The sequence below is a fragment of the Legionella israelensis genome, from assembly GCF_004571175.1.
GTDB lineage: Bacteria > Pseudomonadota > Gammaproteobacteria > Legionellales > Legionellaceae > Legionella_D > Legionella_D israelensis.
On sequence record NZ_CP038273.1, the window covers coordinates 2,962,603 to 2,988,227 of the forward strand.

The following is a 25,625-nucleotide window of genomic DNA, read 5'->3' on the forward strand; positions in this document are numbered from 1 at the left end:
ACTTCATTTAAGTTATATGAGCTCGACTTCAGCCATGTTCGCAGCAAAATCACCGCGGCCTCGACCGCGGTGTCCATGGTCAATGTATTTATCAAAGCTATTTTACAAGACTTTGATAAATACAAATTACCTCCTTTATGGACCCCGTGGTTAAGCCACGGAGTCCGGAAAAATGGCTAAAGTCGAGATGAGGTTATTTAAATCACTTGGAATTTTAAGTTCACAGAACCTAGATACTCCATTTTGGTTTTTAATGTTTTTTTCTTTCGCTAAAAGGATTTATCAATGTTACTCAATAAAAATAAATCAGCTCTACTCATTATCGACGTTCAGGAAAAATTATCGCCTTTGGTTTTAAATTCTTCTTCAATGATTCTACGTTGCCAGTGGCTTGAAAAACTGGCCATTAAAATGCAGGTTCCCATTTTGGTCAGTGAACAATACCCCCAAGGATTAGGTGGAACGGTAGAGTCGCTTCGCTCAATGATAAATACCAAAGATTTTATTTCCAAGGTTTCTTTCTCCTGTATGCAGGAGGCCGTATATACTGAACGCTTAAATCAACTTGAAAAAACTCAGCTGATATTGGCAGGCATTGAAGCCCATGTTTGTGTTTTACAAACAGCGATGGAAATGAAGGAAGCTGGCTATGAAGTATTTGTTGTGGTAGATGCAGTAAGCAGTCGGCACGAAGTGGATTTAAAATATGGACTAAAGCGGATGAAGCAAGCCGGAATCCATCTGATTACAACGGAAATGGTTTTTTTCGAATGGGTGAAAAAAGCAGGAACTCCAGAGTTTAAGTCCCTAAGTAAAGAATTTCTTCAATAGGACGGTAAAATGAATTTAGATAATCATATTGCTTTGGTCACAGGTGGTGCTTCGGGCATGGGAAAGACGTGTGTAGAATGGTTAAGTCAATGTGGTATGCGTGTTATTGCCTGGGACCAACAGGAAATAACTGAGTCTTCCGCAAAGCTTTCCATTTGTTGTGATGTCAGTGATGAGCAATCGGTTGAAAAAGCCATGCAGCAAACGATTGAAGAAGTGGGTACGCCGAGAGTTTGTATTAACTGTGCGGGGATAGCTCCAGCAAAGCGTATGGTAGGAAAAGAAGGCGCCATGCCTTTAGCAGATTTCAGGAAAGTGATTGATGTAAATCTGGTAGGAACTTTTAATGTTATGCGCGTGGCATCAGAGGTGATGACTCGGTTGGATGTGGACAGCGGGTCTAATGAGCGTGGTGTTATTATTAATACAGCCTCAATTGCGGCTTATGAGGGACAGATTGGCCAATTAGCTTATAGTGCCTCAAAAGGTGGCATTGTCTCTATGACTTTGCCTGCTGCAAGGGAATTGGCACAATTTGCCATAAGGGTAAATGCCATTGCTCCAGGATTAATTGCTACACCACTATTATTAAATATGCCGCAGGAAGTGCAGGACAATCTTGCGGCTACCGTAACATTTCCTAAACGATTAGGCAAACCGGAAGAGTTTGCGGCGCTGGTACAGCATATTATAGAGAATGCTATGATCAATGGAGAAGTGATTCGGCTTGATGGTGCTTTGCGTATGCAAGCCAGGTAGGTGTTGTGCCAGTTCAACGCCAATCCGGATGATCCGGCAAAGGCTCGGGTGAATCGTCGGGTTCAGGTTCCGGTATATCTGCCGGCTCAGGTTCTGGCAAGTCCGCAGGAGGTGGTTCAGGATAATCTGGTTTTGATGGGACCTCATCAGGAGGTTGCGGTATCTCATCAGGTCTTGGGATTTCCTGCGAGGTATGGATGTATGGAGTTATCATTACACATTCCTTGTTAAATACTTATTTCATTAACAACAATATTCGGAGTAATATCCTGCATGGAATTCATGGTTGAGGCATCAAGACCCACGCCAACGAAAGTAATAGATGCGCCATTTTGAAAGTTCACAGTCAAATCTTCATTATTTAGTCCTGTGTTTTCAAAAGCATTTTCTGGGTCAAGTAAGCTGTCTAAGTCATCAATATTGCCACCGCTATTTTCTGTAAGAACATTCTCAAAGTGCAGGTAATCTACGTTTTTGTCAAAATTAATAATGGTATTATTTCCATCTAAGGTTTCAATATTGAAGATAAGTGCATCGGCGTCTGAATCGATACCCAGATCAATGGTGTTATTTCCTGACCCACCGTCCACGGTATCTGCTCCTTCCTGGCTGTAGATATGATCATTTCCAGCGCCTCCTTCAATGTAATCATTGCCGCCTGCTCTACCACTACCATTGGGAAGAACAGTTTGTTGTGCCAGTTCATCTGAATGATTATTAATATAATCGATAGTATCCTGCCGATCCCAATCGGCATGATTATTTTCTAATTCCTCAAATACAGCCCACCCAGAACCGTCGGGCATATTTAAACCCTCATTATCAGCTAGAAGATCGGTATATAAAGAATCACCAAAAATGATATCATCTCCACCGGCACCAATAATTCGATCATCACCTGCTGCGTTTAAGCTGTTTAATGGACTGAGGTCATTTAAAATCTCCTGCAATAATTCCTGTGAACCAACTTGATAGGCCTGACCTTCGCTGTCAATGTTGTTCAAATAAGTGGTGGCTTCGGAATTTTCCAGAGATATGGCTCGCAGAGGACCGTGAGCTTTTAATGCGTCCACTTCACTGTACGTATCTGGAACACTTTCAATGAAATCACTTGTAGTAGGAATGGTTTCAAAGTCACCATCATCATCTTGGTCATAAACATAATCCTGACGACCGTCCAGATCTCTGCTATCAGTTTCGCCGATGTTGTTTAATATATCGCGTGTAACTTCTTCTCCCTCATGATTTCCATAGAGATTTTCTATCAATACTTTTTCAACATGCTGCCCGTGACCAAATACTTTGTTTTCATTGGTATAATCGGTCGAATCACCATCAGTATATAAAGTAGGCAGGCCATCGGTTAAAAATATCGTTTGCTGAAAATCTGCATTAGCTAACAAATGGCTTGGATCACTAAACCAATTATTTGCTGTACCTAAAGCCGCTTCATAGTTGGTACCGCCATTAGCTTCTAATGCCTCAATATAGTTTAAGGCACTGGTTAATTCGCCGCTGCTGATATCAAAGGTTTGTGGAGCGAGGGCAATGCTGGCAAAAGGTACGATATGTACCCTTATGGCAGCATTTTCAGTTTCGGATAATTGTGTTAGAAAATTGCTCATGGTTGTTTTTAAAACGTCGAGCTTACTTTGATTACTGTCTCCTAAATTATCATTCATACTGCCGGAAACATCGAGAACAAATGCAAGATTCGCCACTTTGCCTGTTTGCTCCTGTCCCCCTGTATCGCCTACCAGAATATCCCCTGCTCCATCACCTGTGATCGTACCTTTACCATCTCCAACGGCATAGGCTGTATCGCTGGTATCTTGATCATCTACATTGGTGCCGACAATAAATTCAGGCGGTGAGGTGTCATGTATGCAGATGGTCAAAAAGGCACTCGCCGTATCACCATCGGCATCCTGAATCGTATATTCAAATCTTTCCTCATTATCTCCAGAAACAACCGGAGCTGTATATTGATAATCTCCCGTTGAGAAATTAAATATTAATTGCCCGCCTAATTCTGTTTCTATCGTAGCAACATAATGCCCATCAGTATTTTGCGAGTAATCCCCAAATTGATAAGTTACACCGTTATGTTCAATGGAGATAACCAGCGGTGTGCCTGCAGCATGACCATCTTCACCATAAGTGTCAATTTCTCCATGACTGTTTAAGTCAGTAACAACATTTCCAGTTGCAATATGAGAAATTTGATTTTCCAAAATAGCGGATAACTCATTTGGATTAATGACCTGAATAATCTCATCTCCTGAATTACCGACCGCAACTAAGCCACCTGTATCAAAATCACCAATGCCTACAGGAATAACATCAATATTATTGCCATCAACAAATCCCTGCCAGCTTGCTGGAGCTTCTGCATTAGGGCTGGGCATGCCATCGGATAAGAAATACACTTTATTTTCATAATTATCCAAAGCAGAGTTTGCCAGATCAGCTTCTAATTGCTCCCGTGTAATATTTAAAGCATCATTGTATTCCGTTCCTGTTCCAAGTGATCCTTCACCCACGTCAAGCTCATTAATAAAATCTTTGGCAGCTTGCAGGCCTGCCGGTGTGAGAACATTAAAAGTTTGAGAAGCAAAAGCGCCGTTGTCTCCTCTGCCGGATGAAAAGGGTACGACAGTTATCAAGGCTTCTCCATTAATGTTTGAATATTGTTCTGTTAAATTGACTAAAGCTTCCTTGGCTAATTCCAATCGATTTGGAGAGCCTTCAATAGGCCCCCACCAACTGTATATTGTTTCACCGGTAACTGGGTCAATTTTCCAACCCATACTTCCAGAAACATCCAATACAAAATAAATATTAAGATAATCTGAGAGCTCGTCTACTTTCGCTTTGTTATCATAGGCAACAGGATGACCATCGTTAATGACATTAATGCCAAATGAACCTGTTACAGCATCACCATCGCCGTCAGTGGCTGTAAAGCCAATATTAAATGACAAAATATCTTCTGAAGTTGGATGTGTTAACGGGGATAATAATTCGACTTCATATTCTCCTGTAGCCGCATTAATAATACTGATTTTCATTACATCGGTGTTAGTTTCATGATCACGGACTGTAAGAACCGTAGCATTTTGGTTTAGTGTATAAGTATAACCGTCTGGCGCTCCACTGTCTGAAAGCGTAAGACCACCCACACCATCAGAGCCATATGAAATATCTATCTGGCCAGAGGATACTAATGAATTTTCCTCCGATAAGTCATTTTCATCCAGAGTAATGGTTTGTTGGGATGAGGTATTAGAAGGAGGAATACCTGATGCTAGCACATCACCCCAAGCATAGGTCATATCAAGTTCGTTTTTCTCTATCGGAAAATCGGGAATATCGTTTGGATGTGAATCAGAATTTGGATCAGAGTTTGCTGTATCGTAATCATACCATAATTCCTGTTGACCTCCTTTTATGGCAACCCCAACCAAACTATCTTTATCGGATTCTTCAATCACTTCTTCTGATACTAAAAAATCAAGAATTCGGCCAATTTCGTCATCTAAATCAGGGCTTCCTCGATAATTATCAATTTTGACGGTAAACCATCCATCCGGGTCTTTGCCGTTGCCTCGTGTATCTTCCAGATGCCCATCATCGGCTTGTCGCCAATATAAGGTGATATGTGATATATCCGGGCTTTGCCATGGTTCAAAGTTGTCCGGTGGATCAGCATTAATAACAGGCCCATCGTCTTCGAAGTGGATAAGTTGTCCCAGGTCGAAGTTGTCTTCGGCGATGTCGCCGTCCCCATCGATAAGGGTGGTTTTGAGTGAGAGGGCATCTTGAGCCAGGGTTTTGGGGGTATCGGCTTCATCAGGATCGCTTGGGTTATCATGCACAATGGCACTGTACTGAAAGACTTCGACATTGCCTGTGTTGGGGTCGATGACGATTTTAAAGACGAGGCCATCGCTGCTGTTTTGTCCATAGACTTCGGTACCGTTTTCATTGGCAGAGAGGACAATGGCATCGCCGGTGGCAGTTTCGGTGAGGCCTGAATCACTGTCATTCACCGCCAGTTGGAAACTTAAGGATTGCTCTCCATCCGCACCGGCATTGGTGCTGAGGGTGAACAGTTCACTGGCACTGAGTTTGGCATAGCCGATGTCATTGGGGTCAGTCGATAGTGTTTCATCGTTTTCATTAGGCGCTCCTCCTGTGCTTTCATCAAGCAGCAGGACATTGTCGCTGGCGGTGATATCAAGGGCAGGGCCGTCGTCATCAAAGATAAGATTTCCACCTAAGTCCAGTTGCTGTGAGTCGATGGCGGTGTCGTTATCGCCGTCGGTGATGATGGCTTCGGCCGTTAAGGCGATTAAGCCGGTGTTAAGCACTAGGCTTTGTTGGCTGTAATTGGCATTATCGCCTGGAAGCGGGTGGTCGATTTCCTGCATTTGCGTTAGTGTGACGTCTCCTGTACCGGCATCGACGCTGAGGGAGAAGATGGTATTGGCTGTATTGATGTCGTTTTGGTCGCTGGCTGTTGAGCCGATGATGTCTCCATCGACCTCGTACAGGTAAATGGCCTGACCTCCACTGGTCATTGTGGAGTTAAGAGGGGCATCTGCCATCAGGTTAAGCTGATAATTCCAGTCAATGCTTCCGGCTCCATCGCTTCCATAAGAGGAACTGTCGATGGAAAAAGCGGCAGCAAAGGAAGCGGTGGCGGTATCGGAGGCGTTACCTATGGTATCAGCGTCCTGTGTGTTCAATACGATGGAATTACCATCATTCACCGCCACCGAAATGGCCGGTCCATCGTCTTCGAAGCGTATATTGGCACCGATATCGATGCTGTTGCTGTTCTGGTCACCATCGCCGTCAGTGGCGGTGATGACGATATCGAGTTTGCCTGAGAGGTTTATGGCTTCATCGTCATTTTCTGGCGCATCCGGATGCTGAAGAGATAAATACTGCGCGACCGTTACTTTTCCTGTCGTTTCATCGATGCGAATGGCAAAAGCTACGGAGTCTGTGGATGAGCCGGCACGTCCGGTCACATCACCGTTGTCTTCGAGATAAAGATGGATGCTGGTACCGGTGGTGGTTTTCAATCCAGAATCACTTCCTTCTCCCTGGGTGAGGTTTAAAGCATATTGGATACTTGGGATGCTGTCGGTAGCCGTACCACCGCTGTCAGGTAATGAATCATTGTTTTCATCCTCCGCTTCTGCTTCAGCGTCTGCCTCAGCGGTTTCCTCAGCTTCTGCTTCAGCGCCTGCCTCAACGGTTTCTTCAGCTTCTGCTTCAGTGCCTGCCTCAACGACTTCTTCAGCTTCTGCTTCAACTCTGTCTACAGCAGACAAGGCATCTTCAACTTCTGCTCTAACATCGCCGAGCGTAGAATCGACTTCTTCCGCCTCCACTTCAACACCGTCGACAGCAGAAGCAGTATCTTCAATCTCTATTCTATCATCGAGGGCAGCGGAAGCGGCTTCATCGGCCTCTGTTCGAGTGTCGCGGGCAGCGGAAGCAGCATCTTCAGCTTCTGCTCCGGCTCTGGGGGCAGTAGCAGGGGCTTCATCAGCTGCTGTTTCATCACCGACAGAAGGAGCTTCTTCTGAGCCGGTATCGGTTGTTGGAGTGATTGCCGGTCCATCAGAGCCAAAAAGAGCACTGCCTTCAACCAGCGCCACATCACTGATCAATCCAATGGGTGTTCCGTAAGCGGCGGGGAAAGGGTTATTACTGATGTCATCGTCGGTATGGGCATTGGGGTCATTGTTATCGATGCCGATGGATTCATCGAGAGTGACGGTATTACCATTTAATTCAAGTTGAGCGACCGGTCCATCGTCTTCGAAGTGGATAAGTTGTCCCAGGTCGAAGCTGTCTTCGGCGATGTCGCCGTCCCCATCGATAAGGGTGGTTTTGAGTGAGAGGGCATCTTGAGCCAGGGTTTTGGGGGTATCGGCTTCATCAGGATCGCTTGGGTTATCATGCACAATGGCACTGTACTGAAAGACTTCGACATTGCCTGTGTTGGGGTCGATGACGATTTTAAAGACGAGGCCATCGCTGCTGTTTTGTCCATAGACTTCGGTACCGTTTTCATTGGCAGAGAGGACAATGGCATCGCCGGTGGCAGTTTCGGTGAGGCCTGAATCACTGTCATTCACCACCAGTTGGAAACTTAAGGATTGCTCTCCATCCGCACCGGCATTGGTGCTGAGGGTGAACAGTTCACTGGCACTGAGTTTGGCATAGCCGATGTCATTGGGGTCAGTCGATAGTGTTTCATCGTTTTCATTAGGCGCTCCTCCTGTGCTTTCATCAAGCAGCAGGACATTGTCGCTGGCGGTGATATCAAGGGCAGGGCCGTCGTCATCAAAGGAAATCTGGAGAGGATTGGTGCTGGTGGCGGAGGTGCTGTCCCCATCTCCATCGGTGACGGTTTGTACGACATGAATGGCTGCACTGTTAGCTAAGGTTAATGCATCGTCGTGATTAGAGGCATCAGGATGATGAAGTGCTACGTCATTTGCCAGAGTAATGGTAACTTCCCCTGTTGTATTGTTAATTTGAACGGTGAAGGCAAGTTTTCCGCCATCTCCGCCTCTGCGTCCTTCGTATTGATCATCCGATACTTTGATCAGGCGAATTTCTTCAGTAATCGCAGATTCGCCTGTAAACCAGAGCCCCGTGGGGGCATCATCAACAGCCTTAAGGCTGTAAGTTACTGTTCCATTTTCATCGGCGCCGAATTTTGGTGTTTCAAACAGATCCGAAATCTTGTTTGCTGGAATGGTAGCAATGTGCACACCATCACCTTCAGGCATTAGAGCTGATTCATCTAAAGACGTTGTAACTGTACCAGGTTTTGGAATGGCTATCGGTACATCATCCTCAATGTTTACTAAAACCGTACTGGGGGGAAGTATTATTGAATCTCCACCATTAAAAATGGCACGTATCAGTGGAGATAAATCAAAGCTGAATATCTCAGAGTCATCATTATTGGCATTTGGATGATCGATTGCCATTAAAAGATTTTTCGTCAGGGTTCCATCATCGTTCAGTGTAAATGTAAAGACTGTCTGGATTTGCCCCTTAATATTAACTTCCGCTGATAAAGTATCTCCTTTGACAGAGAACAGAACATCGTTTCCTTGCACAGTAAATTTTGGTAATGAATTAATGTTGCCGCTCCATTCAAAATTTATGTTTGAGGAAGGATTGAAAAGCGAAGTCAAAGATACGGTCTGAGTTGAAGTTTGTGTTTGATTTTCAGTGATACCAGATGCTAGGGCATCATCATGAACATTGATAACCAAATTATTTATTAATGCAGGTTCTGGTGGTTCTGGTGGATTGGACTCTGTTTGGTCGGGTTCAGCTAAGATATTGAAACCAGCATGATTCGAGTCATTTGGTTTAAAAAGAAAACTGCTTTCTATATTTTCATTAAAAGATTGATTGATTGGTTTTGTGGGGTAACCTGCTGCCACACCACCGAGGCTGTATAAAGGATTCAGGATAATAAAATCACTTCCTTCATTCATTTCCAGGCTGCCCCCTTCTCCAGCGGCGGTTTCTTCGAGAGCTTCCAGAATGACACTAGGATCGATACCCTTTTTAATGGCTTCTTCTATAATATGTTCCAGAAGGGTTTCTTTAGTTGCTGCTTTTAGTAGTGGGCTTATGCCGTCAAGGATGATCGGTTTGCTGATTTGCAAAATTGTTGGAAATCCATTTAAAAATTTAGCATAGGCATTGCCTGTTATAAGGGTAAGAATATCACCATCATTAAGGATTGCACCCTGCTTTGCTATAGATATCTCGCCATTGATATTTTTTCGAAGCAACAGACCATTTACTGCTGCAATTTGACCGCTGCCATTTTTAAGAGCCATAGTTCACCACAGAAATAATACATCCCTGTTATAAAATATAGGATAAAAAATGATCATAATCAGAATAAAAAAGCATTTTTTACAAGAAACTTGCAATTTTGTTAATTTTTTTTATTTCTGATGATTATAATGGCGAAAATAATGCGTTAATGGCGGTAATGTTAGGTGTCTTCTTTCGTTTCCTGGCTACAAAAAGTGCGGCTAATATCTACAATTAAATTTAAATCACTCAGCTAAAGCGCTAAAGCGTGTCATCACGACATTATTGGCAGCCAAAAAATCTCAAGATGACATGCTCTAAGCAAACTCCATGGTTGTAAGTAATTGAGAAGCTATTGTATCGCTATTGATCTTATATCGGCCTGATTGAATTTCTGTTTTAAAATGAGAGACTTTGATATGGTCGACCTCGAGGGCATTTAAAATATAGGCTTTAAGTGCTTCTATTTGTCCGGATGCATTCTCAGTCGATGTATTTTCTTCTTTTATTTGCATATTGGGCATGGTTTTTTGGGCAAAATTAATTTGCTTTTTTGAATGAAAGGATTTAAATATAGTCGTTTCATCAACTTCATCAACCATTGGATTTCTCTCAATAACATTTTCCATATTATCGGCTCCTTTTACAAAATCCTTAATAAAAATCGACTGATTTTTTAACCGTTTCAGGCTTATTATCGGCAGTGAAAAACTCTTCAGCTTTCAAGCCGTTCGGATATGGCCCATAGATATATAGAATAGACAAATATTTAAGAATGTCCAATTTTTTGGATACCTCTCGTACAATTTATTTTGTTCATGAGCAAAGATCAATTTCCTTATATTATAAATGTTATGTATGGCATTAATTCAAATTTGATTTCTTTACTCATGGCTTATCTCTATGGTTTAATCCACCGTCAAAATCAATGAAAGTTTAATTTTACTGAGATGTATGTGTTTAAAGCCATTCAACGAGTTATACCTGTTTTTTTATCAATGACGGTATATGCAAATAGCCACCACCCACAAGATTTTTTAAATCAAATTGCCGGATCAAATAATGAGGGTGAGCAGATTGTGAAACATTTTTGTATTAGCTGTCATGCATCAAAACCTCTGATCCCAATAGGTGCTCCTCGTAAGCAAAATATAGACGATTGGGAGGCGCGTGTCAGGCAGGGGGCAGATCGTTTATTCCAACGTGCGTCGGAAGGTTTTAATGCCATGCCTCCACGAGGAGGATGTTTTGAATGCTCTGATAAACAATTGGTACTGGCAATTCTTGAAATGTTACCTGAAAAAATAAAAAAAGATATGAAAAACGAGCTGTTAGAGCTTAAAAAAAACAAATAGTAAAATTTTTTTATAAAAATTACTAAACTAATTTCAAATTCTCCCGATAATTTTAAAAAAAGAGGGAGAAACATCGTGAAAAGACAATTAGCAATCGTACCAGCGTTTGTTTTACTGACATCTTGCGCCTCGATGGATCGCTCAGTTTCTGTGGTTGATGATGGCGGAAATGTCCATTACACCATGCACCACAGTTTTGATAATAAAGGTACATACCATTTTCCTGAAAAACGAAAAGCTACAGGCCGTAAGGTGTTTATATTTGATCCTCGCGTGACATCCTGGGCTGCCTATGATGCTCAAGGTAATAGGATAAAAACAGGTCGTGCATCAGGCGGTAAGGATTTCTGTGAAGATATCGGCAGAAGTTGCCGAACCGTAGTAGGACGATTCAGAGTTTATTCGAAGAAAGGGGAGGAATGTACATCCAGTAAATACCCTATTGAGACGAATGGCGGGGCACGCATGCCTCATTGTATGCACTTTAATGGTGGTTATTCTATCCATGGAGCCTATGAAGTGCCTAATTATAACGCCAGCCATGGTTGTATTCGGGTATTGCCAAGTGCTGCAAAATGGTTAAATGAAAGTTTTGTTGATATAGGCACTACGGTTATCGTTAAACCATATTAAAAAAGAATTTTTCGATTAACTCTGTTTGCGTGAGGCCATCCCACTGTATTTGGGGTGGCAACAATGTATCAGGTGAAAGCAAGCTAGATGTCCTCATTTCATCCATTGAAGCAAAAAATTTTGTTCATGGAACCTAAGAAACACTTGATTAACACCATGACTAATCATACTATCTCTTTTTTTCAGTCCTTCATGTTTTACTATGATTCTCTGTCTTGATGTAGGAAATTCGCATATCTATGGCGGTGTATTTGCAGGAGACGACATTCGTGTGCGTTTTCGTCATACTTCCAAAGTTATTACCTCAGATGAATTAGGAATTTTTTTAAAGAGCGTGCTGCGTGAAAATAATTGCTCTCCAGAAGCTATTCATCAAATTGCCATTTGTTCGGTTGTGCCTCAGATTGATTATTCATTGCGCTCTGCCTGCCTTAAATATTTTTCAATTGAGCCTTTTTTTCTTCAGGCTGGCGTGAAAACCGGCTTAAATCTCAAATATCGAAATCCTTTGGAAATTGGTGCCGATCGCATTGCAAACTCCATTGCTGCTGTTCATTTTTACCCTAATCAGAACATAATTATCATCGATTTCGGTACAGCCACCACTTTCTGTGTGATCAACGCTCAAAAATCCTATCTTGGCGGTGTTATTCTTTCAGGGATACGTTTGTCTGTGGATTCTTTATCAACGAATACTGCAAAACTCCCGCCAGTAGAAATTGTGAAAACCCAGCAAGTGATTGGTCGTTCCACCATTGAAAGCATTCAATCTGGCGTGTATTACGGTGCTCTGGGTGCAGGACGGGAATTAATACAGAGGCTTAAATCAGAAGCTTTTGCAAATGAGGAAGTTCTTGTACTTGCAACAGGGGGATTTGCTTCTTTGTTTGAAAATCAAGATTTATTTGATGTGCATGTCCCTGATCTGGTCTTACAAGGGGTAAGGCTTTCGGCGCTAATGAACGATTTTCGCTAGAACATGCCCTAAATTTGCAGTCGGTAAAAATAATTGAGCGGTTGATTCTCATATTTTGCTGTTCTCCTCTCATATATGCTGCATTATTCCTGATAATTTTCATTTAATGGTCTAACTAGAAACGCCTTTATCAATCCTGCCAGTTTTATCAAAAATTTATCAAAAAAATCTGTTTTTTCTTGACGCGAGTGAAAATCTGTTTCTATAGTGTAGAAAAGTGGGTTAAAATAATAAAAAAGTGGAGATTTGTGGGTAACCCTACAAAAGAAGAACATGTTCCGTGGAATAAATGCCATCACCATTGATACGAAAGGTCGCCTTGCCATGCCAACGCGGTATCGAGACGCTTTGGGCGAAGGTGAGAGAAAATCCTTGGTTATCACTATTGACACGGAAGAAACCTGTCTTCTGCTTTATCCGGCTTCTCAATGGCAACTCATTGAGGACAAGTTACAGAAATTACCCAGTTTTAATGCGACTGCTCGTCGTATACAACGTCTGTTGATTGGGCATGCGACCGATGTCGAGCTTGATGCGAATGGTCGGGTATTAGTGCCACCAGTGTTGCGCGAATATGCAAAGCTTGAAAAAAAAGTTGTCATGATAGGCCAGGGAAATAAATTTGAAGTTTGGGATGAACAATTATGGCAATCTAGGCGTGAGCAATGGTTAGCTGAAGAGGCTTCAAAAAAAGAGGGGTTGCCGGAAGAACTGAGAGATATTTCATTATAGTGAGAACTGATATGACCACCCATCAATCTGTTTTATTACATGAATCCATCGAGGGACTGGCGATAAAAAGCCAGGGCATTTATATCGATGGAACGTTTGGGCGTGGGGGACACAGTCGGGAAATCTTAAAGGCTCTGGGTGATAGCGGATATTTGATCGCAATTGATAAAGATCCCGAAGCCATTGATCATGCTCGTAAGATATTTGCTAATGATAAACGATTCTCTATTTTTCATGCGTCTTACGCACAACTTTCAGAGATAGCAAAACAAACAGGTGTTTATGGAAAGGTAAATGGGATTTTACTTGATTTGGGCATGTCATCACCCCAGATTGATAATCCCGAACGCGGCTTCAGTTTTATCCATCAAGGTCCTCTGGATATGCGGATGGATACAACTCAAAACATGGATGCTGCAACCTTTATCAATACGTCAGAAATGGAGGAAATGGCCCAGATATTTAAAGACTATGGTGAAGAACGCTTCGCCAGGCGTATTGCACGAGCCATTGTAGAAGCCAGAGAAAAGGCACCCATTACCACGACCATGCAACTGGCGGAAATCGTAAAAGCAGCCAACCCAAAGTGGGAAAAACATAAACATCCGGCAACCCGAGTATTTCAAGCCATCAGAATTTACATTAATCAGGAGCTTGCCGAGTTGAAAAGCTGTCTTGAACAAAGTTTTGACGTGTTGGCACCCGGCGGACGTTTGGTAGTGATTAGCTTTCATTCTCTGGAAGATCGAATCGTAAAACAATTTATGCGGTTCAAAGAACAAGGGGCATCCTTACCTCGAGAAATACCGCTAAAACATGAAGAGATTCAAATTCGTTTTAAACGTATCAATAAAGCCATTAAACCTGATGAAGCAGAAATTAAAGACAATTTGAGAGCCAGAAGCGCTGTATTGAGAATAGGGGAGAAACAACAATGAACGCAGCAGCAAAGGTGATTAATCAAAGTAACTTATTCAATGGCCAATTTACAGATTTACGCCTATCAAAGTCACTTTTTTTCGTGATTGTGTTATCATTTGCTGTTTTGTTAAGCGCCATGGCAGTTATTTATACTACCAATGCTTATCGAATAAAATTTAATCAGGTTGAGCAGGCGGAACAGCAGAAGCATCGCTTACAAATGCAATGGGGACAATTATTGCTCGAGCAGGCAAGCCTTGCAACTTCTTCTCGCGTAGAGCAACTTGCTCATAATAAACTGGGGATGATTCTGCCACCCCCTGATAAAAAGTTTATTTTACAAATACAATGAAAAAAAATCATCATTTTGCCCGACTTGTTATTATTTTGCTGTTTTTTAGCATACTGTTGTTGGTATTGATATGGCGAATGATTGACTTAATGGTATTGGATCGAAAATTTTTACAAGGTCAGGGAAATGCCCGAAGCATAAGAACACTTGATATTCCTGCATACCGAGGAATGATTACCGATCGCAATGGAGCGCCTCTTGCAGTAAGCACATCCGTTAAATCCGTATGGATTAATCCCCAGGAATTTTCACCTGATTCTCATCAACTCAAACAATTAAAGCATTTACTGAACATTAACCCACAAGTACTTATGGACAAGGTTAAGCAACTGAGTTCAAGAGAATTTATTTATCTGACGCGACAAATTCCGCCCACATTAACTAAAAAAATTTCAAATTTAAATATTGCCGGTGTAAATTTTCAACATGAATTTAAGCGGTATTACCCGGAAGGAGAAAGTGTTGCGCATGTGATTGGTTTTACCAATGTTGATGATCAGGGGCTGGAAGGTATAGAGCTGGCCTATCAAGATTGGCTTATGGGAATTATGGGGAAAAAAAGGGTATTGAAAGATCGTATAGGACGAATTATTGAAGAGCTTGATGTGATTAAAGAACCTCGTCCAGGGCATGATTTACCATTGAGTATAGATAGAAGGCTCCAATACCTTGCTTACAATGAGTTGACAAAAACAGTAAATGAGTTTGCGGCTAAATCTGGATCAGTTATAGTATTGGACAGCCAGAGCGGGGAAATATTGGCTATGGTGAATGTTCCTTCGTATAATCCAAATTCCAGATCTCGTTATGACCAGGACCAGTATCGAAATCGTGCGGCTACAGATACATTTGAGCCAGGTTCTGTGATTAAACCCTTCAGTATAGCCAGCGCCCTTGAATCAGGTTTATTCACACCCGACACCATTATTGATACCAATCCAAGTTGGATCATGGTTCATGGACACCCTGTAAGAGATGGTCGAAATTACGGTGTACTGGATGTTACTGGCATTTTACAGCATTCAAGTAATGTTGGTGTAACAAAACTGGTGCTTGCGAGTCCGCCTGAAAATCTTTTAAATTTGTTCTCTGCTTGCGGTTTTGGACAACGCACGGAAACAGCTTTCCCAGGTGAAAGCAGTGGCTCGATGGTACGTGCAAGAGATGCGAATCCATTTGTTCATGCCACGCTTGCATTTGGCTATGGAATTTCAGTAACTGCTTTGCAATTGGCAAAAGCCTATTTAATTTTTGCTAACGAAGGTAAACTGATGCCTGTAAGTCTGCTGCATAATGTCAATTCTTCTCCAGCTATACAAGTCATTAAGAAAAAAACAGCGCAACAGGTTTTAACCATGATGGAAGCAGTCGTCAGTAAATATGGTACGGGGCGTAATGCACGTATAGCGGGTTATCGAGTGGCAGGCAAAACAGGGACATCACGCATTGCGGGTAAAAATGGCTATGAAGCGAACCGTCATATTGCAAGCTTTGCCGGCATTGCCCCTGTTTCTAATCCTCGCTTTGTGGTTGTAGTGGTTATACACGAGCCTACACATCGAAATTATTATGGATCGTCCGTAGCTGCACCCTTATTTGCCAAAGTGATGAAAGCAGCTTTACATTTATATGATATTCAACCTGATGAACAATAATATAAGACTTTAGCCATTTTCAAGTAAAGGAATGCAATAGATTAAAGACCATAGAAGCGCACTATCAAAGCCGTTTTAAATCGATGACTTGAGAAAATAGAATGGCACGAATTACCGCGGCATAGACCGTGGTATCCATGCGAAGCTCCTTATGGGCCCGCTATCAACTAGAGAGGATTCGAACCCTAAAAAATGGCTATAGTCGAGAATATAAGACTTCAGTTTACTGGTATCATTAAAAGCAAAGAATATAGATGATGCAGAACTTCAATCCAATTTCGAGATCGATCATGAAATTAGAGTATTTACTAAAACCATGGATAAAAGACGTATTACCGGAATGTGAAATTACAGGCTTGCAAAATGATAGTCGGCAGGTGCAAAAAGGAGATTTGTTTATAGCCTATCCTGGGGCTGTTACGGATGGTCGAGATTATATCAAAATGGCTTGCACGGCTGGAGCTGCAGCGGTTATTTATGATCCTACAGGTGGATTTACACCCTCTAATTTATCATTATCGATTCCATTGATTGCATTAGAGCATTTAACAATAAAGCTTTCTTCTATAGCTGGTCGGTTCTATGATCACCCAGGAAAAAAGCTTTTACTGACTGGTGTGACTGGAACAAATGGGAAGACAACCATTGCCTATCAATTGGCGCAGGCTCATGCCTTATTAGAACAAAAGGCAGCTTATATTGGCACGCTTGGTGAAGGTCAGGTTGGTGCTTTGCAGTCCTTAAATAATACAACGCCAGATGCTTTATGTTTGCAGAAGTTACTCTTTAATTATCAGGAAAATCAAGTTAAGCACGTCTGTATGGAAGTGTCTTCGCACGCATTAAGCCAATATAGAGTTGCCGATATTCCCTTCACCCAGGCGATTTTTACCAATTTATCGCATGATCATCTGGATTACCATCATACAATGGAAGATTATGCTGCTGCCAAAGCCCGACTCTTCTCCATTCCAGGTTTACAGTGGGCCATTTTGAACAAGGATGACAAGTATGCTGTAAAGATGCTGACTTCACTTGCAAAAACAGCAGAAATTCTAACTTATGGAATGTCCCAGGATAGTAATATTAAATTAAGCCATTGGAACATGGATATGACTGGGACACAATTGGAGGTATCTTCTCCTTGGGGAGCCCATCATTTCAGAATAAATGCATTGGGAAAGTTCAATATGTACAATGCATTAGCTATTTTTTCCAGCTTGCTGGCGAGCAATTATTCTGTAAATCAGGTTGTTGAGGTTATGTCACTGCTTAAACCAGCGCCAGGACGCATGGAAGTGGTTGCTACTGATCCGTTGATCATTGTGGATTATGCCCATACGCCTGATGCACTTGAAAATGTTTTAATCACATTGAAGCAATTAAAAAGAGGAAAATTGTGGGTGGTTTTTGGTTGTGGCGGCGACAGGGATAAAACAAAACGACCTGTTATGGGAAGAGTGGCAAGCCAGCATGCTGATAAGATCATTATTACAAGTGATAATCCTCGCGGTGAAAATCCCTTAGCGATTGTAGAGGAGATAGCTGAAGGAATTACAACAAAAATCGATACCTATAAAGAAGTCGATCGCAATAGGGCTATTCAAGAAGCCATTTATCGGGCGAATAAGGATGACATTATTTTAATTGCCGGTAAAGGACATGAAGCTTATCAACAAATTGGTCAGGTGAAATATCCTTTTTCTGACCAGCAAACGGTCAGAGAGTTTTTGAAGTGTTATTAGGTTCTATTCCCGCAGTTATGCTTAGCGCGGTTAGTCTCTTTCTTTTACTCCTAAAATACTTTTGCATTGGGAATTCAATCCATGGAATGAATAAACATTAAAATTATGACGAAAATGATGATTTTTTCTTAATTGAAGAAAGGGTTCTTTCAAATTCACAGCCTGTTTTAACTCCTGTGTTTCTCTTGAAGGATCATATAGAGAGAGCACGATATCTTCCCAGGATAAATCACTGGCAAATGATTTTACCGGTGGAATTTGAGGATAATCATACACGGGAGGCGTTAATCCTGCTTTTTGATGCAGTTGACGGCTGATTGAGGCAACAGCTTCAAATTTTGCTTCAAGACTATGACCGGCAATATGTGGGGTACATAAACTGGCATAAAAGACAATGTCTTTATTAATGTCAGGCTCATTTTCATAGACATCGACACAATAAATCAATTCCCTTTGATTTTGTAAAAGGTCACGTTCATTAACGATACGTCCCCGGGAAGCATTGATTATCACTGTACCTGTGTTTAATTGATCAAAAAAAGCTTTGTTCAATAAGTTTTGACTGGGATAGGGAGGTTCGTTATGCAAATGAGCATGAACACAGATAAGATCACATTGAAATAATTCTTCCATAGCAACAGTTTGAAATGAAAAATTGGAAAGCGCTTTGGGGGGGTCGTATTGTAAAACATTAAAACCCGCTGCCGATAAACGTTGAGAAACTCGTCTACCTACCTCGCCAACGCCAATGACCGCTGCAGTTTTTCCGCCAGGCCATTTGTTCTTTTTAAGATAGGCAACAGATGACATGACATAGTCTGCTACAGCAGTGGCGTTGGAACCTTTCGCACTCAATAGAGAAATCTTTTTTTCATGTAAATAATCAATATCTATATGATCGATACCGGAGCTTGCTGTAGCAATACATTTAACCGGGCAGTTGTCCAAGAGCATAGCATCCACTTTTAAAGTGGAACGACACAGTAAAATATCCTGATTTTTTATTCTTTGTTGTAATTCTTTCCTGTCATGATAGACACAAAGCTGGAATGGCTTGGGAAAAGCTTGAGATAAAGCCGGTAAGGTAGCGTCAGCAATGATCTTCATAGATTAAAAATAGCCCGAATGACGTTCAATCCCAATTTTAGCAAGGGTAGCAATATGGCACCAAGAAGCCCTGTAAACAATAACAGGATTAAAATCAAAAAACCAAAAGGTTCAAGTTTGAGATAATAATCAGAATACTTGGGGGGTAGCAGACTGTTAACTACTCGACTGCCATCAAGAGGCGGGATGGGAATTAAATTCAGAAAAGCAAGAACAAGATTAATGATGATTCCTGCCTGAGCCATTAGTAGGAGAAACAAGACAAGATTAGATGATTGTGGATTAAGCATAATAGATAGCTTAAAACAGGCTGCCCATAGAAAAGCCATTATAAAATTTGACAAAGGGCCTGCGATGGTTACCAATGCAGCATCACGACGGGGATTATGCAATTGTCTCCAATTGACTGGAACAGGTTTAGCGTAACCAAATACAAAATTAAAATTACTTAATACAGCAACAAGTAACGGTAAAATAATCGTTCCAACTAAATCAACATGTTTAAATGGATTGAGAGTTAACCGACCTAATGCTTTGGCTGTGGAGTCACCCAGGCGATGTGCAACAAAAGCATGTGAGGCTTCATGAAGAGTGATGGCAAATAAAACGGGGATTGCCCAGACAGCAATCTGTTGAATAAGGCTCAGCTGAGGCATAGTCTATTTATCCACGATGGTGGAGAAATCAGACATATTAACCAATCTGATTGAATGACATCAAGTTATTTAAAAAAATAACAGGCCAAAATTATGCATTGTTTATATTATATTCTTTCTGTGCTTAAATGAACAGTTTAATCGCTTTATGAAAACTCGGCTTTGTGAATTTTTTCCACTTACGAATCACTGCGGTGTTGATTCATACCCATACGAAGCTCTGTTTAGACCCCGCTATCAAGTAGCGGGGATTCGATGGAAAAATGGCTTTGAAAAAATACATCCCCAGGAATTACTACGGCATTGACTGCGGTATTGACATGAAGCTCTGTGTTTGTCCTGGTGAGCAGAACCTAACATTTGAGGAAACGCCGTTCTTCTTATATGATGCTTGCTACACTAATTTTTACTAGGTGGAAAAGCGATGTATAAACCTGAACGAGTGTTTAGCTGGATGATACATCCGGTAGTGATTGTTCTTTATGTAGTTGCACTGGTCCTTTGTTATATCTATTTTGATAAAGTGATAGCTGTTTATTTTTATCAGATGGACTTACGCCAATTCGCTTGGTTGTCGGTAGTCAGTTTATTGGGTAAATGGCAGATTGCCAGTTTTCTCCTGTTCATTATTGCGTTGTATTTTCATTTTTTTCGGCCGAAATCTGTTTGGAAAAACAGAAGCTGGTTTCTGTTTTTATGCGTTATTATAACCAATATTCTTGCCTCCGTATTAAAACTGGTGTTGGGAAGGGCACGTCCGGATCTTTGGATTGATGCACATTTATATGGTTTTTACTGGTTCAAATTTCATCGCCCTTATTGGTCATTTCCCTCCGGACACACAACCACGATCTTCAGCCTGGTGGCGGGATTGTCCATTATCTTTCCTCGTTACTTATGGTTATTTTTTATTGCTGGCCTTTGTATCGTATCCACACGTATTTTATTGTACCATCATTATTTAAGTGATGTATTGTCGACGTTATATTTAACGGTGATTGAAGTTGGCTTGCTCAAATATTTTTTAAATCAAAAGCATGCATTAAAAATCTAAACTGCTGGGAGTAGGGAATGGATACATTTAAGGAAGAATTCAAGGAAAAGCTTGCTGATTTACTAAAGCCGTATGTGGAATACAACAGCCATACACAAAGACACGAAATTCACCCTGAACTTGAAATAAATAACGAATTGATGTCTCGTCTTGAAGCTGATTTTATCCGGCTCATTTCTCAGGAATTGACAGCCGGATCACCGGCGTTTGATGAAATTAAAAAGCGTTACAAATCACTAAGCTTATTGTTTCATCAAGATAAGATTAAACAAAATACAAACTCCCTCATTTACTGCCTTGAGCAAATTTTGTCAGAAAATAACAATCGAGGGGCTTGTTTTAAATGTCTTAATTTTTGTTATGCGCGCTTAAATCCTGAAAATAAGAAAAAAAATATTTCATTTGATCACATCAATAATATGGAGGATTTTAAGCAATGGTTAATGAAACAAAAAGAGAATTCAGAAACAAGGACACAAACTGACTTGTACGATGCTTTGATAAAAATGGTTGAACAAATGCATGTTCATTCCAAGGATACCCAGGTTATCAAGCAGAATTTCATGAGAGCATTGCTTCTGCAACTGCCTGTTTTTATGGCAGGATATTGTGTCTTTATTTTTGCTGATGAACTTATTGCTGTGTATGGAGTTTGTTTTATTTCTCTGAAATTAGGCCAGTATCTCGAACGAAGTCAATCACAACATTTAAGGCATTTTGGTCAGAAAATGCAGGAAATCAGCTCTACAGCTAGTATATACACCACGTCTTTGCTGGCCAGAGTGATTGAGATGAGTTTCTGGCTGACTAATCAGAGTTATCATACCGCCTCAAGTATTGCCGCTACACTTTTAAGACCAATGATCACAGAGCCTCCTGAATTTTCAGCCGCAACAAGTGAAAAAATGGAGAATGCTTTGATGCTTGCCAATAAAGAAAAGAATAAGGGATGTTATTTTGAAACTCCTCAATTAAAAATGGTTGCCAGTCATATTGAAAGTTATTTGGCGCTCAATGAACAACAATGGTTTATACAGTTTCGCACAGGGTGGCAAAAAAGAGAAAGCTTTAAATCAGCTTTAATGGGTTTAAAAGAAATAGACAGAAATCATAAGTTAAGTCTTACGGAGAAAATTACCTCGGCGAGAACAATCATTCAATCCTTAAAAGAGCAATCCTGGCTTTACGGCAGTGGCGTAAATGCTCCTTTAGCTGTCGATAATGCTTTATTAACCCTTAAGTGGTATGAGTCAAACTCGAAAAAAGAAGAGAAAGAAGAGGTGAATTGTATTGTAGAGGTGGAATCTAAGACAGGAGCATTGGAATTGTTTGAGATTTAATGAGGGCACGCGGCTTGCCCCAATACTTCTTTTTCAATGTTTATATTTTTGTATGGCATATGGACAAATTGAAACAGGCGGAAACCGGTATTATGAAGTTTCCTGATTTATCTTGAATTCTTACCATTATATCTGGCAAGATGCATCTTGTTTTAAGTTCAATGTTCAGTGAGGAACCATGAAAATTCTGGTAGCAGTGAAGCGGGTCATTGATCCTTATGTAAAAATCCGAGTTAAACCTGATCAGTCAAGTGTTGAAACACAAAACGTGAAAATGTCAATGAATCCTTTTGATGAAATTGCCATTGAGGAAGCGCTTCGACTGAGAGAGAGCAATCAAGCCTCAGAAGTAGTGGCTGTATCGATTGGCAGCGACTCGTCTCAGGAAACATTACGGCATGCTTTGGCTCTTGGTGCAGACAGGGCAATTCTGCTCAAAACCGAACAGTCCTTTGAAAGTCTGAATATTGCTAAAATATTGCAGCAGATTGTTGTAAAAGAGCAGCCTGGAATCATATTAATGGGTAAACAGTCCATTGATGGCGATAATAATCAAACTCCACAAATGTTGGCGGCTTTACTGGATTGGCCTCAGGCAACGTTTGCATCCAAAATAGCAATAAATGATAATTTCGCTGAGATCACAAGAGAAATTGATGGTGGTCTGGAAACAATAAAAATTCAATTGCCGGCAGTGATTAGTACGGATTTACGATTAAATGAACCTCGTTATGCCAGCCTGCCTAATATTATGAAAGCGAAACGTAAACCTTTAGATATTATCGAAATAGAGTCTTTGGGCTTAAATCTTGAAAAACATTCTGAGGTTATAAAAGTGACGGCCCCTTTAGCTAGAACAGCCGGTAAAAAAGTTGAATCAGTGGCTGAATTGGTGGATAAATTACAACACGAAGCCAAAGTGCTTTAACAAGGAGGGAAAAATGAGCCTATTAATTCTTGTTGAGCATGATAATCAATCCATGCATCCAGCCACGCGAAATACCCTTGCAGCAGCCTTGCAACTGAAAGAAAAACCAATATTGTTGGTGATAGGCAGCCAATGTCACCCGGTTGCCGAACAAGCTGCGAGCCTTGCCGGTGTGGAGGCAGTATGGATGGTTGATGATGCATCATGCTATGAACATCCGCTGGCGGAACAAATCTGTGAGTTGATTCTGTCTGTTGCTTCTTCGTTTGATTATTTTATTGCACCTGCCAGTACTTTTGGTAAAAATATTTTTCCCCGTTTGGCAGCAAAGCTGGATGTCACTCAGGTATCAGATGTCACGCGCATTATAGAACGAAATGTTTTCGAACATCCTGTATATGCAGGAAATGCCCTCGAGACTGTACGTGTATTGGATAACATAAAGGTATTGACTGTACGCACAACAGCATTTGAGCCGGTGACTGAAAACCAACCCCCCTGTTGCATAGAAAAATTGGATAAAGTATATCCATCATCCAAGTCTGAATTTGTCCGTCATGATTTGAGTGAGTCTGTTCGGCCGGATTTGGGCAGTGCCAGGATTGTAGTCTCAGGAGGACGAGGCTTGCAAAATGCTGAAAATTTTAAATTGGTGGAAGAACTCGCTGATGTATTAGGTGCTGCTGTTGGTGCTTCGCGAGCAGCTGTTGATGCTGGTTTTGTCCCTAATGATTATCAGGTTGGTCAGACCGGAAAAGTCGTGGCTCCCAGTTTATATATAGCGATAGGTATTTCAGGTGCTATACAGCATTTGGCAGGAATGAAAGATTCCAAGGTGATTGTTGCTATCAATAAAGACGAAGATGCACCTATTTTTCAAATTGCCGATTATGGTCTGGTTGGGGATTTGTTTGAACTTGTACCGCAGCTTATAGAAGAATTAAAACAATGCTAGTACCTTATCCTGTAAATCATAAGATCATTCATCCTTGACTTACCGTAGTCACCGCGGGAAGTCAAGGCATTATGTTGCTGCAGAATGATCAATCTATTTTCAGGATGAGGTACTAGGAGCTGTTGACATTTGTTTTCGTGCTCTCGCTTAAATGCTTACGCGCCATGGTTTATCCCCGGCATCCATGAGATCCGGATACCGCGGAAACTACAGTACGTAGGTACTATAGAGTAATTGTCAACAGGCTCTGGGCTTCAATGTAATGTGGAGAAAAAGATATGTTGGTTGGTGTACCTAAAGAAATAAAATCACAGGAAAATCGAGTTGGTCTTGTGCCCTCTAGCGTGCGAGAGATTGTTCGAGCAGGTAGTTCAGTTGTTATTGAAAAAGAAGCAGGTCTTGGTATAGGCATCAGTGATGAGGATTTTCGTGTAGCCGGTGCTGAAATTGTAGATACAGCAGAGGAAATTTTTGCCCGGGCTGATCTCATCATAAAAGTCAAGGAACCTCAGCCTGTTGAATGCAAAAGCCTTCGGGAAGGACAAACAATATTTACTTATTTGCATTTGGCGCCTGATCCACAACAGACACGTTTGTTAAAAGAGTCTGGAGTAACGGCAATTGCCTATGAAACTGTGACCCAGAATGACGGTGGCTTACCTTTATTAACACCTATGTCACAGGTTGCCGGGCGCATGTCCATTCAGGCAGGGGCTCATTGCCTGGAAATGGCTCAAGGGGGTAGTGGTGTTTTACTGGGAGGGGTTCCTGGTGTGGCTTCGGCTAATGTAGTGGTTATAGGTGGCGGTGTCGTAGGTACTAACGCAGTTCGCATGGCCATGGGGATGGAAGCCCATGTGACTGTATTGGATAAATCCTTGCCTCGATTACGCGAATTGGATTTTCAATTTGGTTCCAAGTTGAACACAATTTATGCTACTGTGGACTCCATCGAACATTATGTAACGAATGCAGATCTGGTAATAGGTGCAGTATTGGTACCTGGTTCGGCTGCCCCTAAACTGGTTACCCGTGAAATGTTAAAAGCCATGCGTCCCGGTTCGGTTGTGGTTGATGTCGCTATTGATCAGGGTGGTTGTTTTGAAACCAGTCGTCCTACAACTCATCATGAGCCTACTTATGTGGTAGAAAATGTGGTTCATTATTGTGTCGCCAACATGCCAGGTGCAGTGCCAAGAACATCGACTTTTGCCCTGAATAATGCAACTCTGCCATTTATTATCAGTCTGGTGACCAAAGGGGTAAAACTTGCATTGCTCAGTGACGGCCATCTGTTAAATGGTTTAAATGTACATAAAGGTATGATTACACATGAAGCCGTTGCCAGAGACTTAGGATATGAGTATGTCACGGCCACGGATGCATTGTCTTAAGCTGAATTAAGGAAACATTGCCCGTCTATATTTTCTGGAGCGCATGCTCTGGTCAAATAGATTAGGGCTTGTTGACAATTGGTCCTTAATCATAAACCAGATTTGAATTCCTGCTCCCGGATAAAGCTCAGGAGAGGAAATTCAGCATAGAGAAATATTGCTTAAATTTAAATCATATGACCCTGGGCCAATCATGAACATGAGTTTTCTTCTGATACACTCACCAAAATCTATTTACACTCTCATATCTTTTTTATCCTGGTGCTTAAGATAAAGTTAAAAAAAATCTGAATTTTTGGGTAAATATAGGTATTTGAGTTTTTTTCAACGAAAAAGCGTATTTGACCCATGCGTCTTGAA

General features: G+C 41.3%; 20 protein-coding genes. 15 read left to right on the forward strand and 5 right to left on the reverse strand.

Features of this window, described 5'->3' with window-relative positions:
- Positions 1-285 precede the first annotated feature (285 nt).
- On the forward strand, positions 286-831 hold the full coding sequence (locus tag E4T55_RS13705) for a hydrolase (RefSeq protein WP_058502110.1): 546 nt from the start codon (positions 286-288) through the stop codon (positions 829-831).
- Between the two features lie 9 nt (positions 832-840).
- Complete coding sequence (locus E4T55_RS13710; protein ID WP_058502109.1) at positions 841-1,590, forward strand: SDR family oxidoreductase; 750 nt, start codon at positions 841-843, stop codon at positions 1,588-1,590.
- Positions 1,591-1,603: 13 nt separating this feature from the next.
- Here the strand turns inward: E4T55_RS13710 and E4T55_RS13715 are convergent, their stop codons facing one another.
- The 3 genes from E4T55_RS13715 to E4T55_RS13725 form a co-directional block, all read right to left on the reverse strand.
- Positions 1,604-1,804 (reverse strand): hypothetical protein, encoded by a 201-nt coding sequence (locus E4T55_RS13715; RefSeq protein WP_058502108.1) that lies wholly within the window; start codon positions 1,802-1,804, stop codon positions 1,604-1,606.
- Positions 1,805-1,817: 13 nt separating this feature from the next.
- A complete protein-coding gene (locus E4T55_RS13720; RefSeq protein WP_115325229.1) occupies positions 1,818-9,482 on the reverse strand; it encodes a DUF5801 repeats-in-toxin domain-containing protein in 7,665 nt (2,554 codons plus the stop codon).
- A gap of 297 nt (positions 9,483-9,779) precedes the next feature.
- Entirely contained in the window at positions 9,780-10,091 is a 312-nt protein-coding gene (locus E4T55_RS13725; protein WP_058502106.1) for a flagellar biosynthesis anti-sigma factor FlgM, read from the reverse strand.
- Positions 10,092-10,412: 321 nt separating this feature from the next.
- Between E4T55_RS13725 and E4T55_RS13730 the strand changes: the two genes are divergently transcribed.
- The 8 genes from E4T55_RS13730 to E4T55_RS13765 all read left to right on the forward strand — a co-directional run bounded on the left by E4T55_RS13730 (position 10,413) and on the right by E4T55_RS13765 (position 17,831).
- Positions 10,413-10,817 (forward strand): c-type cytochrome, encoded by a 405-nt coding sequence (locus E4T55_RS13730; protein WP_058502105.1) that lies wholly within the window; start codon positions 10,413-10,415, stop codon positions 10,815-10,817.
- A 132-nt stretch (positions 10,818-10,949) separates the two neighbouring features.
- The gene (locus tag E4T55_RS13735; protein WP_394367481.1) at positions 10,950-11,450 is read left to right on the forward strand and encodes a L,D-transpeptidase; all 501 of its coding nucleotides are present in this window, start codon (positions 10,950-10,952) and stop codon (positions 11,448-11,450) included.
- Between the two features lie 202 nt (positions 11,451-11,652).
- A complete protein-coding gene (locus E4T55_RS13740) occupies positions 11,653-12,426 on the forward strand; it encodes a type III pantothenate kinase (protein WP_058502103.1) in 774 nt (257 codons plus the stop codon).
- Between the two features lie 273 nt (positions 12,427-12,699).
- A complete protein-coding gene (gene mraZ, locus E4T55_RS13745) occupies positions 12,700-13,158 on the forward strand; it encodes a division/cell wall cluster transcriptional repressor MraZ (RefSeq protein ID WP_058502101.1) in 459 nt (152 codons plus the stop codon).
- Between the two features lie 11 nt (positions 13,159-13,169).
- On the forward strand, positions 13,170-14,096 hold the full coding sequence (gene rsmH / locus E4T55_RS13750) for a 16S rRNA (cytosine(1402)-N(4))-methyltransferase RsmH (protein WP_058502100.1): 927 nt from the start codon (positions 13,170-13,172) through the stop codon (positions 14,094-14,096).
- Positions 14,093-14,431: a cell division protein FtsL gene (gene ftsL / locus E4T55_RS13755; protein WP_058502099.1), complete on the forward strand. Its 339-nt coding sequence runs from the start codon at positions 14,093-14,095 to the stop codon at positions 14,429-14,431. Before rsmH ends, ftsL begins: the two co-directional genes overlap by 4 nt.
- The gene (locus tag E4T55_RS13760; RefSeq protein ID WP_058502098.1) at positions 14,428-16,086 is read left to right on the forward strand and encodes a peptidoglycan D,D-transpeptidase FtsI family protein; all 1,659 of its coding nucleotides are present in this window, start codon (positions 14,428-14,430) and stop codon (positions 16,084-16,086) included. Before ftsL ends, E4T55_RS13760 begins: the two co-directional genes overlap by 4 nt.
- A gap of 290 nt (positions 16,087-16,376) precedes the next feature.
- Complete coding sequence (locus tag E4T55_RS13765) at positions 16,377-17,831, forward strand: UDP-N-acetylmuramoyl-L-alanyl-D-glutamate--2,6-diaminopimelate ligase (protein WP_058502097.1); 1,455 nt, start codon at positions 16,377-16,379, stop codon at positions 17,829-17,831.
- 30 nt (positions 17,832-17,861) lie between these two features.
- Here E4T55_RS13765 and E4T55_RS13770 read toward each other — a convergent pair whose 3' ends face one another.
- The gene (locus tag E4T55_RS13770; protein ID WP_058502096.1) at positions 17,862-18,938 is read right to left on the reverse strand and encodes a 4-phosphoerythronate dehydrogenase; all 1,077 of its coding nucleotides are present in this window, start codon (positions 18,936-18,938) and stop codon (positions 17,862-17,864) included.
- Positions 18,935-19,594, reverse strand: coding sequence for a site-2 protease family protein (locus E4T55_RS13775; protein WP_058502095.1), 660 nt, complete (start codon positions 19,592-19,594; stop codon positions 18,935-18,937). Before E4T55_RS13775 ends, E4T55_RS13770 begins: the two co-directional genes overlap by 4 nt.
- A 424-nt stretch (positions 19,595-20,018) precedes the next feature.
- Here E4T55_RS13775 and E4T55_RS13780 point away from each other — a divergent pair, with 424 nt between their 5' ends.
- The 5 genes from E4T55_RS13780 to ald all read left to right on the forward strand — a co-directional run bounded on the left by E4T55_RS13780 (position 20,019) and on the right by ald (position 25,265).
- The gene (locus tag E4T55_RS13780) at positions 20,019-20,648 is read left to right on the forward strand and encodes a phosphatase PAP2 family protein (RefSeq protein WP_058502094.1); all 630 of its coding nucleotides are present in this window, start codon (positions 20,019-20,021) and stop codon (positions 20,646-20,648) included.
- Positions 20,649-20,665: 17 nt separating this feature from the next.
- Entirely contained in the window at positions 20,666-21,988 is a 1,323-nt protein-coding gene (locus tag E4T55_RS13785; protein ID WP_058502093.1) for a hypothetical protein, read from the forward strand.
- 178 nt (positions 21,989-22,166) lie between these two features.
- Positions 22,167-22,916, forward strand: a complete 750-nt coding sequence (locus tag E4T55_RS13790) for an electron transfer flavoprotein subunit beta/FixA family protein (protein WP_058502092.1) — start codon at positions 22,167-22,169, stop codon at positions 22,914-22,916.
- Between the two features lie 13 nt (positions 22,917-22,929).
- Positions 22,930-23,871 (forward strand): electron transfer flavoprotein subunit alpha/FixB family protein, encoded by a 942-nt coding sequence (locus E4T55_RS13795; RefSeq protein ID WP_058502091.1) that lies wholly within the window; start codon positions 22,930-22,932, stop codon positions 23,869-23,871.
- Positions 23,872-24,149: 278 nt separating this feature from the next.
- Complete coding sequence (gene ald / locus E4T55_RS13800; protein ID WP_058502090.1) at positions 24,150-25,265, forward strand: alanine dehydrogenase; 1,116 nt, start codon at positions 24,150-24,152, stop codon at positions 25,263-25,265.
- The last annotated feature ends 360 nt before the right edge of the window (positions 25,266-25,625 follow it).

Excerpts from the sequence above, each read along its gene's own strand:
- E4T55_RS13705 (WP_058502110.1), top strand. The coding sequence starts at position 286 with ATGTTACTCAATAAAAATAAATCAGCTCTACTCATTATCGACGTTCAG.
- E4T55_RS13710 (WP_058502109.1), top strand. The coding sequence starts at position 841 with ATGAATTTAGATAATCATATTGCTTTGGTCACAGGTGGTGCTTCGGGC.
- E4T55_RS13715 (WP_058502108.1), bottom strand. The coding sequence starts at position 1,804 with ATGATAACTCCATACATCCATACCTCGCAGGAAATCCCAAGACCTGAT.
- E4T55_RS13720 (WP_115325229.1), bottom strand. The coding sequence starts at position 9,482 with ATGGCTCTTAAAAATGGCAGCGGTCAAATTGCAGCAGTAAATGGTCTG.
- E4T55_RS13725 (WP_058502106.1), bottom strand. The coding sequence starts at position 10,091 with ATGGAAAATGTTATTGAGAGAAATCCAATGGTTGATGAAGTTGATGAA.
- E4T55_RS13730 (WP_058502105.1), top strand. The coding sequence starts at position 10,413 with ATGTATGTGTTTAAAGCCATTCAACGAGTTATACCTGTTTTTTTATCA.
- E4T55_RS13735 (WP_394367481.1), top strand. The coding sequence starts at position 10,950 with ATGGATCGCTCAGTTTCTGTGGTTGATGATGGCGGAAATGTCCATTAC.
- E4T55_RS13740 (WP_058502103.1), top strand. The coding sequence starts at position 11,653 with ATGATTCTCTGTCTTGATGTAGGAAATTCGCATATCTATGGCGGTGTA.
- mraZ (WP_058502101.1), top strand. The coding sequence starts at position 12,700 with ATGTTCCGTGGAATAAATGCCATCACCATTGATACGAAAGGTCGCCTT.
- rsmH (WP_058502100.1), top strand. The coding sequence starts at position 13,170 with ATGACCACCCATCAATCTGTTTTATTACATGAATCCATCGAGGGACTG.
- ftsL (WP_058502099.1), top strand. The coding sequence starts at position 14,093 with ATGAACGCAGCAGCAAAGGTGATTAATCAAAGTAACTTATTCAATGGC.
- E4T55_RS13760 (WP_058502098.1), top strand. The coding sequence starts at position 14,428 with ATGAAAAAAAATCATCATTTTGCCCGACTTGTTATTATTTTGCTGTTT.
- E4T55_RS13765 (WP_058502097.1), top strand. The coding sequence starts at position 16,377 with ATGAAATTAGAGTATTTACTAAAACCATGGATAAAAGACGTATTACCG.
- E4T55_RS13770 (WP_058502096.1), bottom strand. The coding sequence starts at position 18,938 with ATGAAGATCATTGCTGACGCTACCTTACCGGCTTTATCTCAAGCTTTT.
- E4T55_RS13775 (WP_058502095.1), bottom strand. The coding sequence starts at position 19,594 with ATGCCTCAGCTGAGCCTTATTCAACAGATTGCTGTCTGGGCAATCCCC.
- E4T55_RS13780 (WP_058502094.1), top strand. The coding sequence starts at position 20,019 with ATGTATAAACCTGAACGAGTGTTTAGCTGGATGATACATCCGGTAGTG.
- E4T55_RS13785 (WP_058502093.1), top strand. The coding sequence starts at position 20,666 with ATGGATACATTTAAGGAAGAATTCAAGGAAAAGCTTGCTGATTTACTA.
- E4T55_RS13790 (WP_058502092.1), top strand. The coding sequence starts at position 22,167 with ATGAAAATTCTGGTAGCAGTGAAGCGGGTCATTGATCCTTATGTAAAA.
- E4T55_RS13795 (WP_058502091.1), top strand. The coding sequence starts at position 22,930 with ATGAGCCTATTAATTCTTGTTGAGCATGATAATCAATCCATGCATCCA.
- ald (WP_058502090.1), top strand. The coding sequence starts at position 24,150 with ATGTTGGTTGGTGTACCTAAAGAAATAAAATCACAGGAAAATCGAGTT.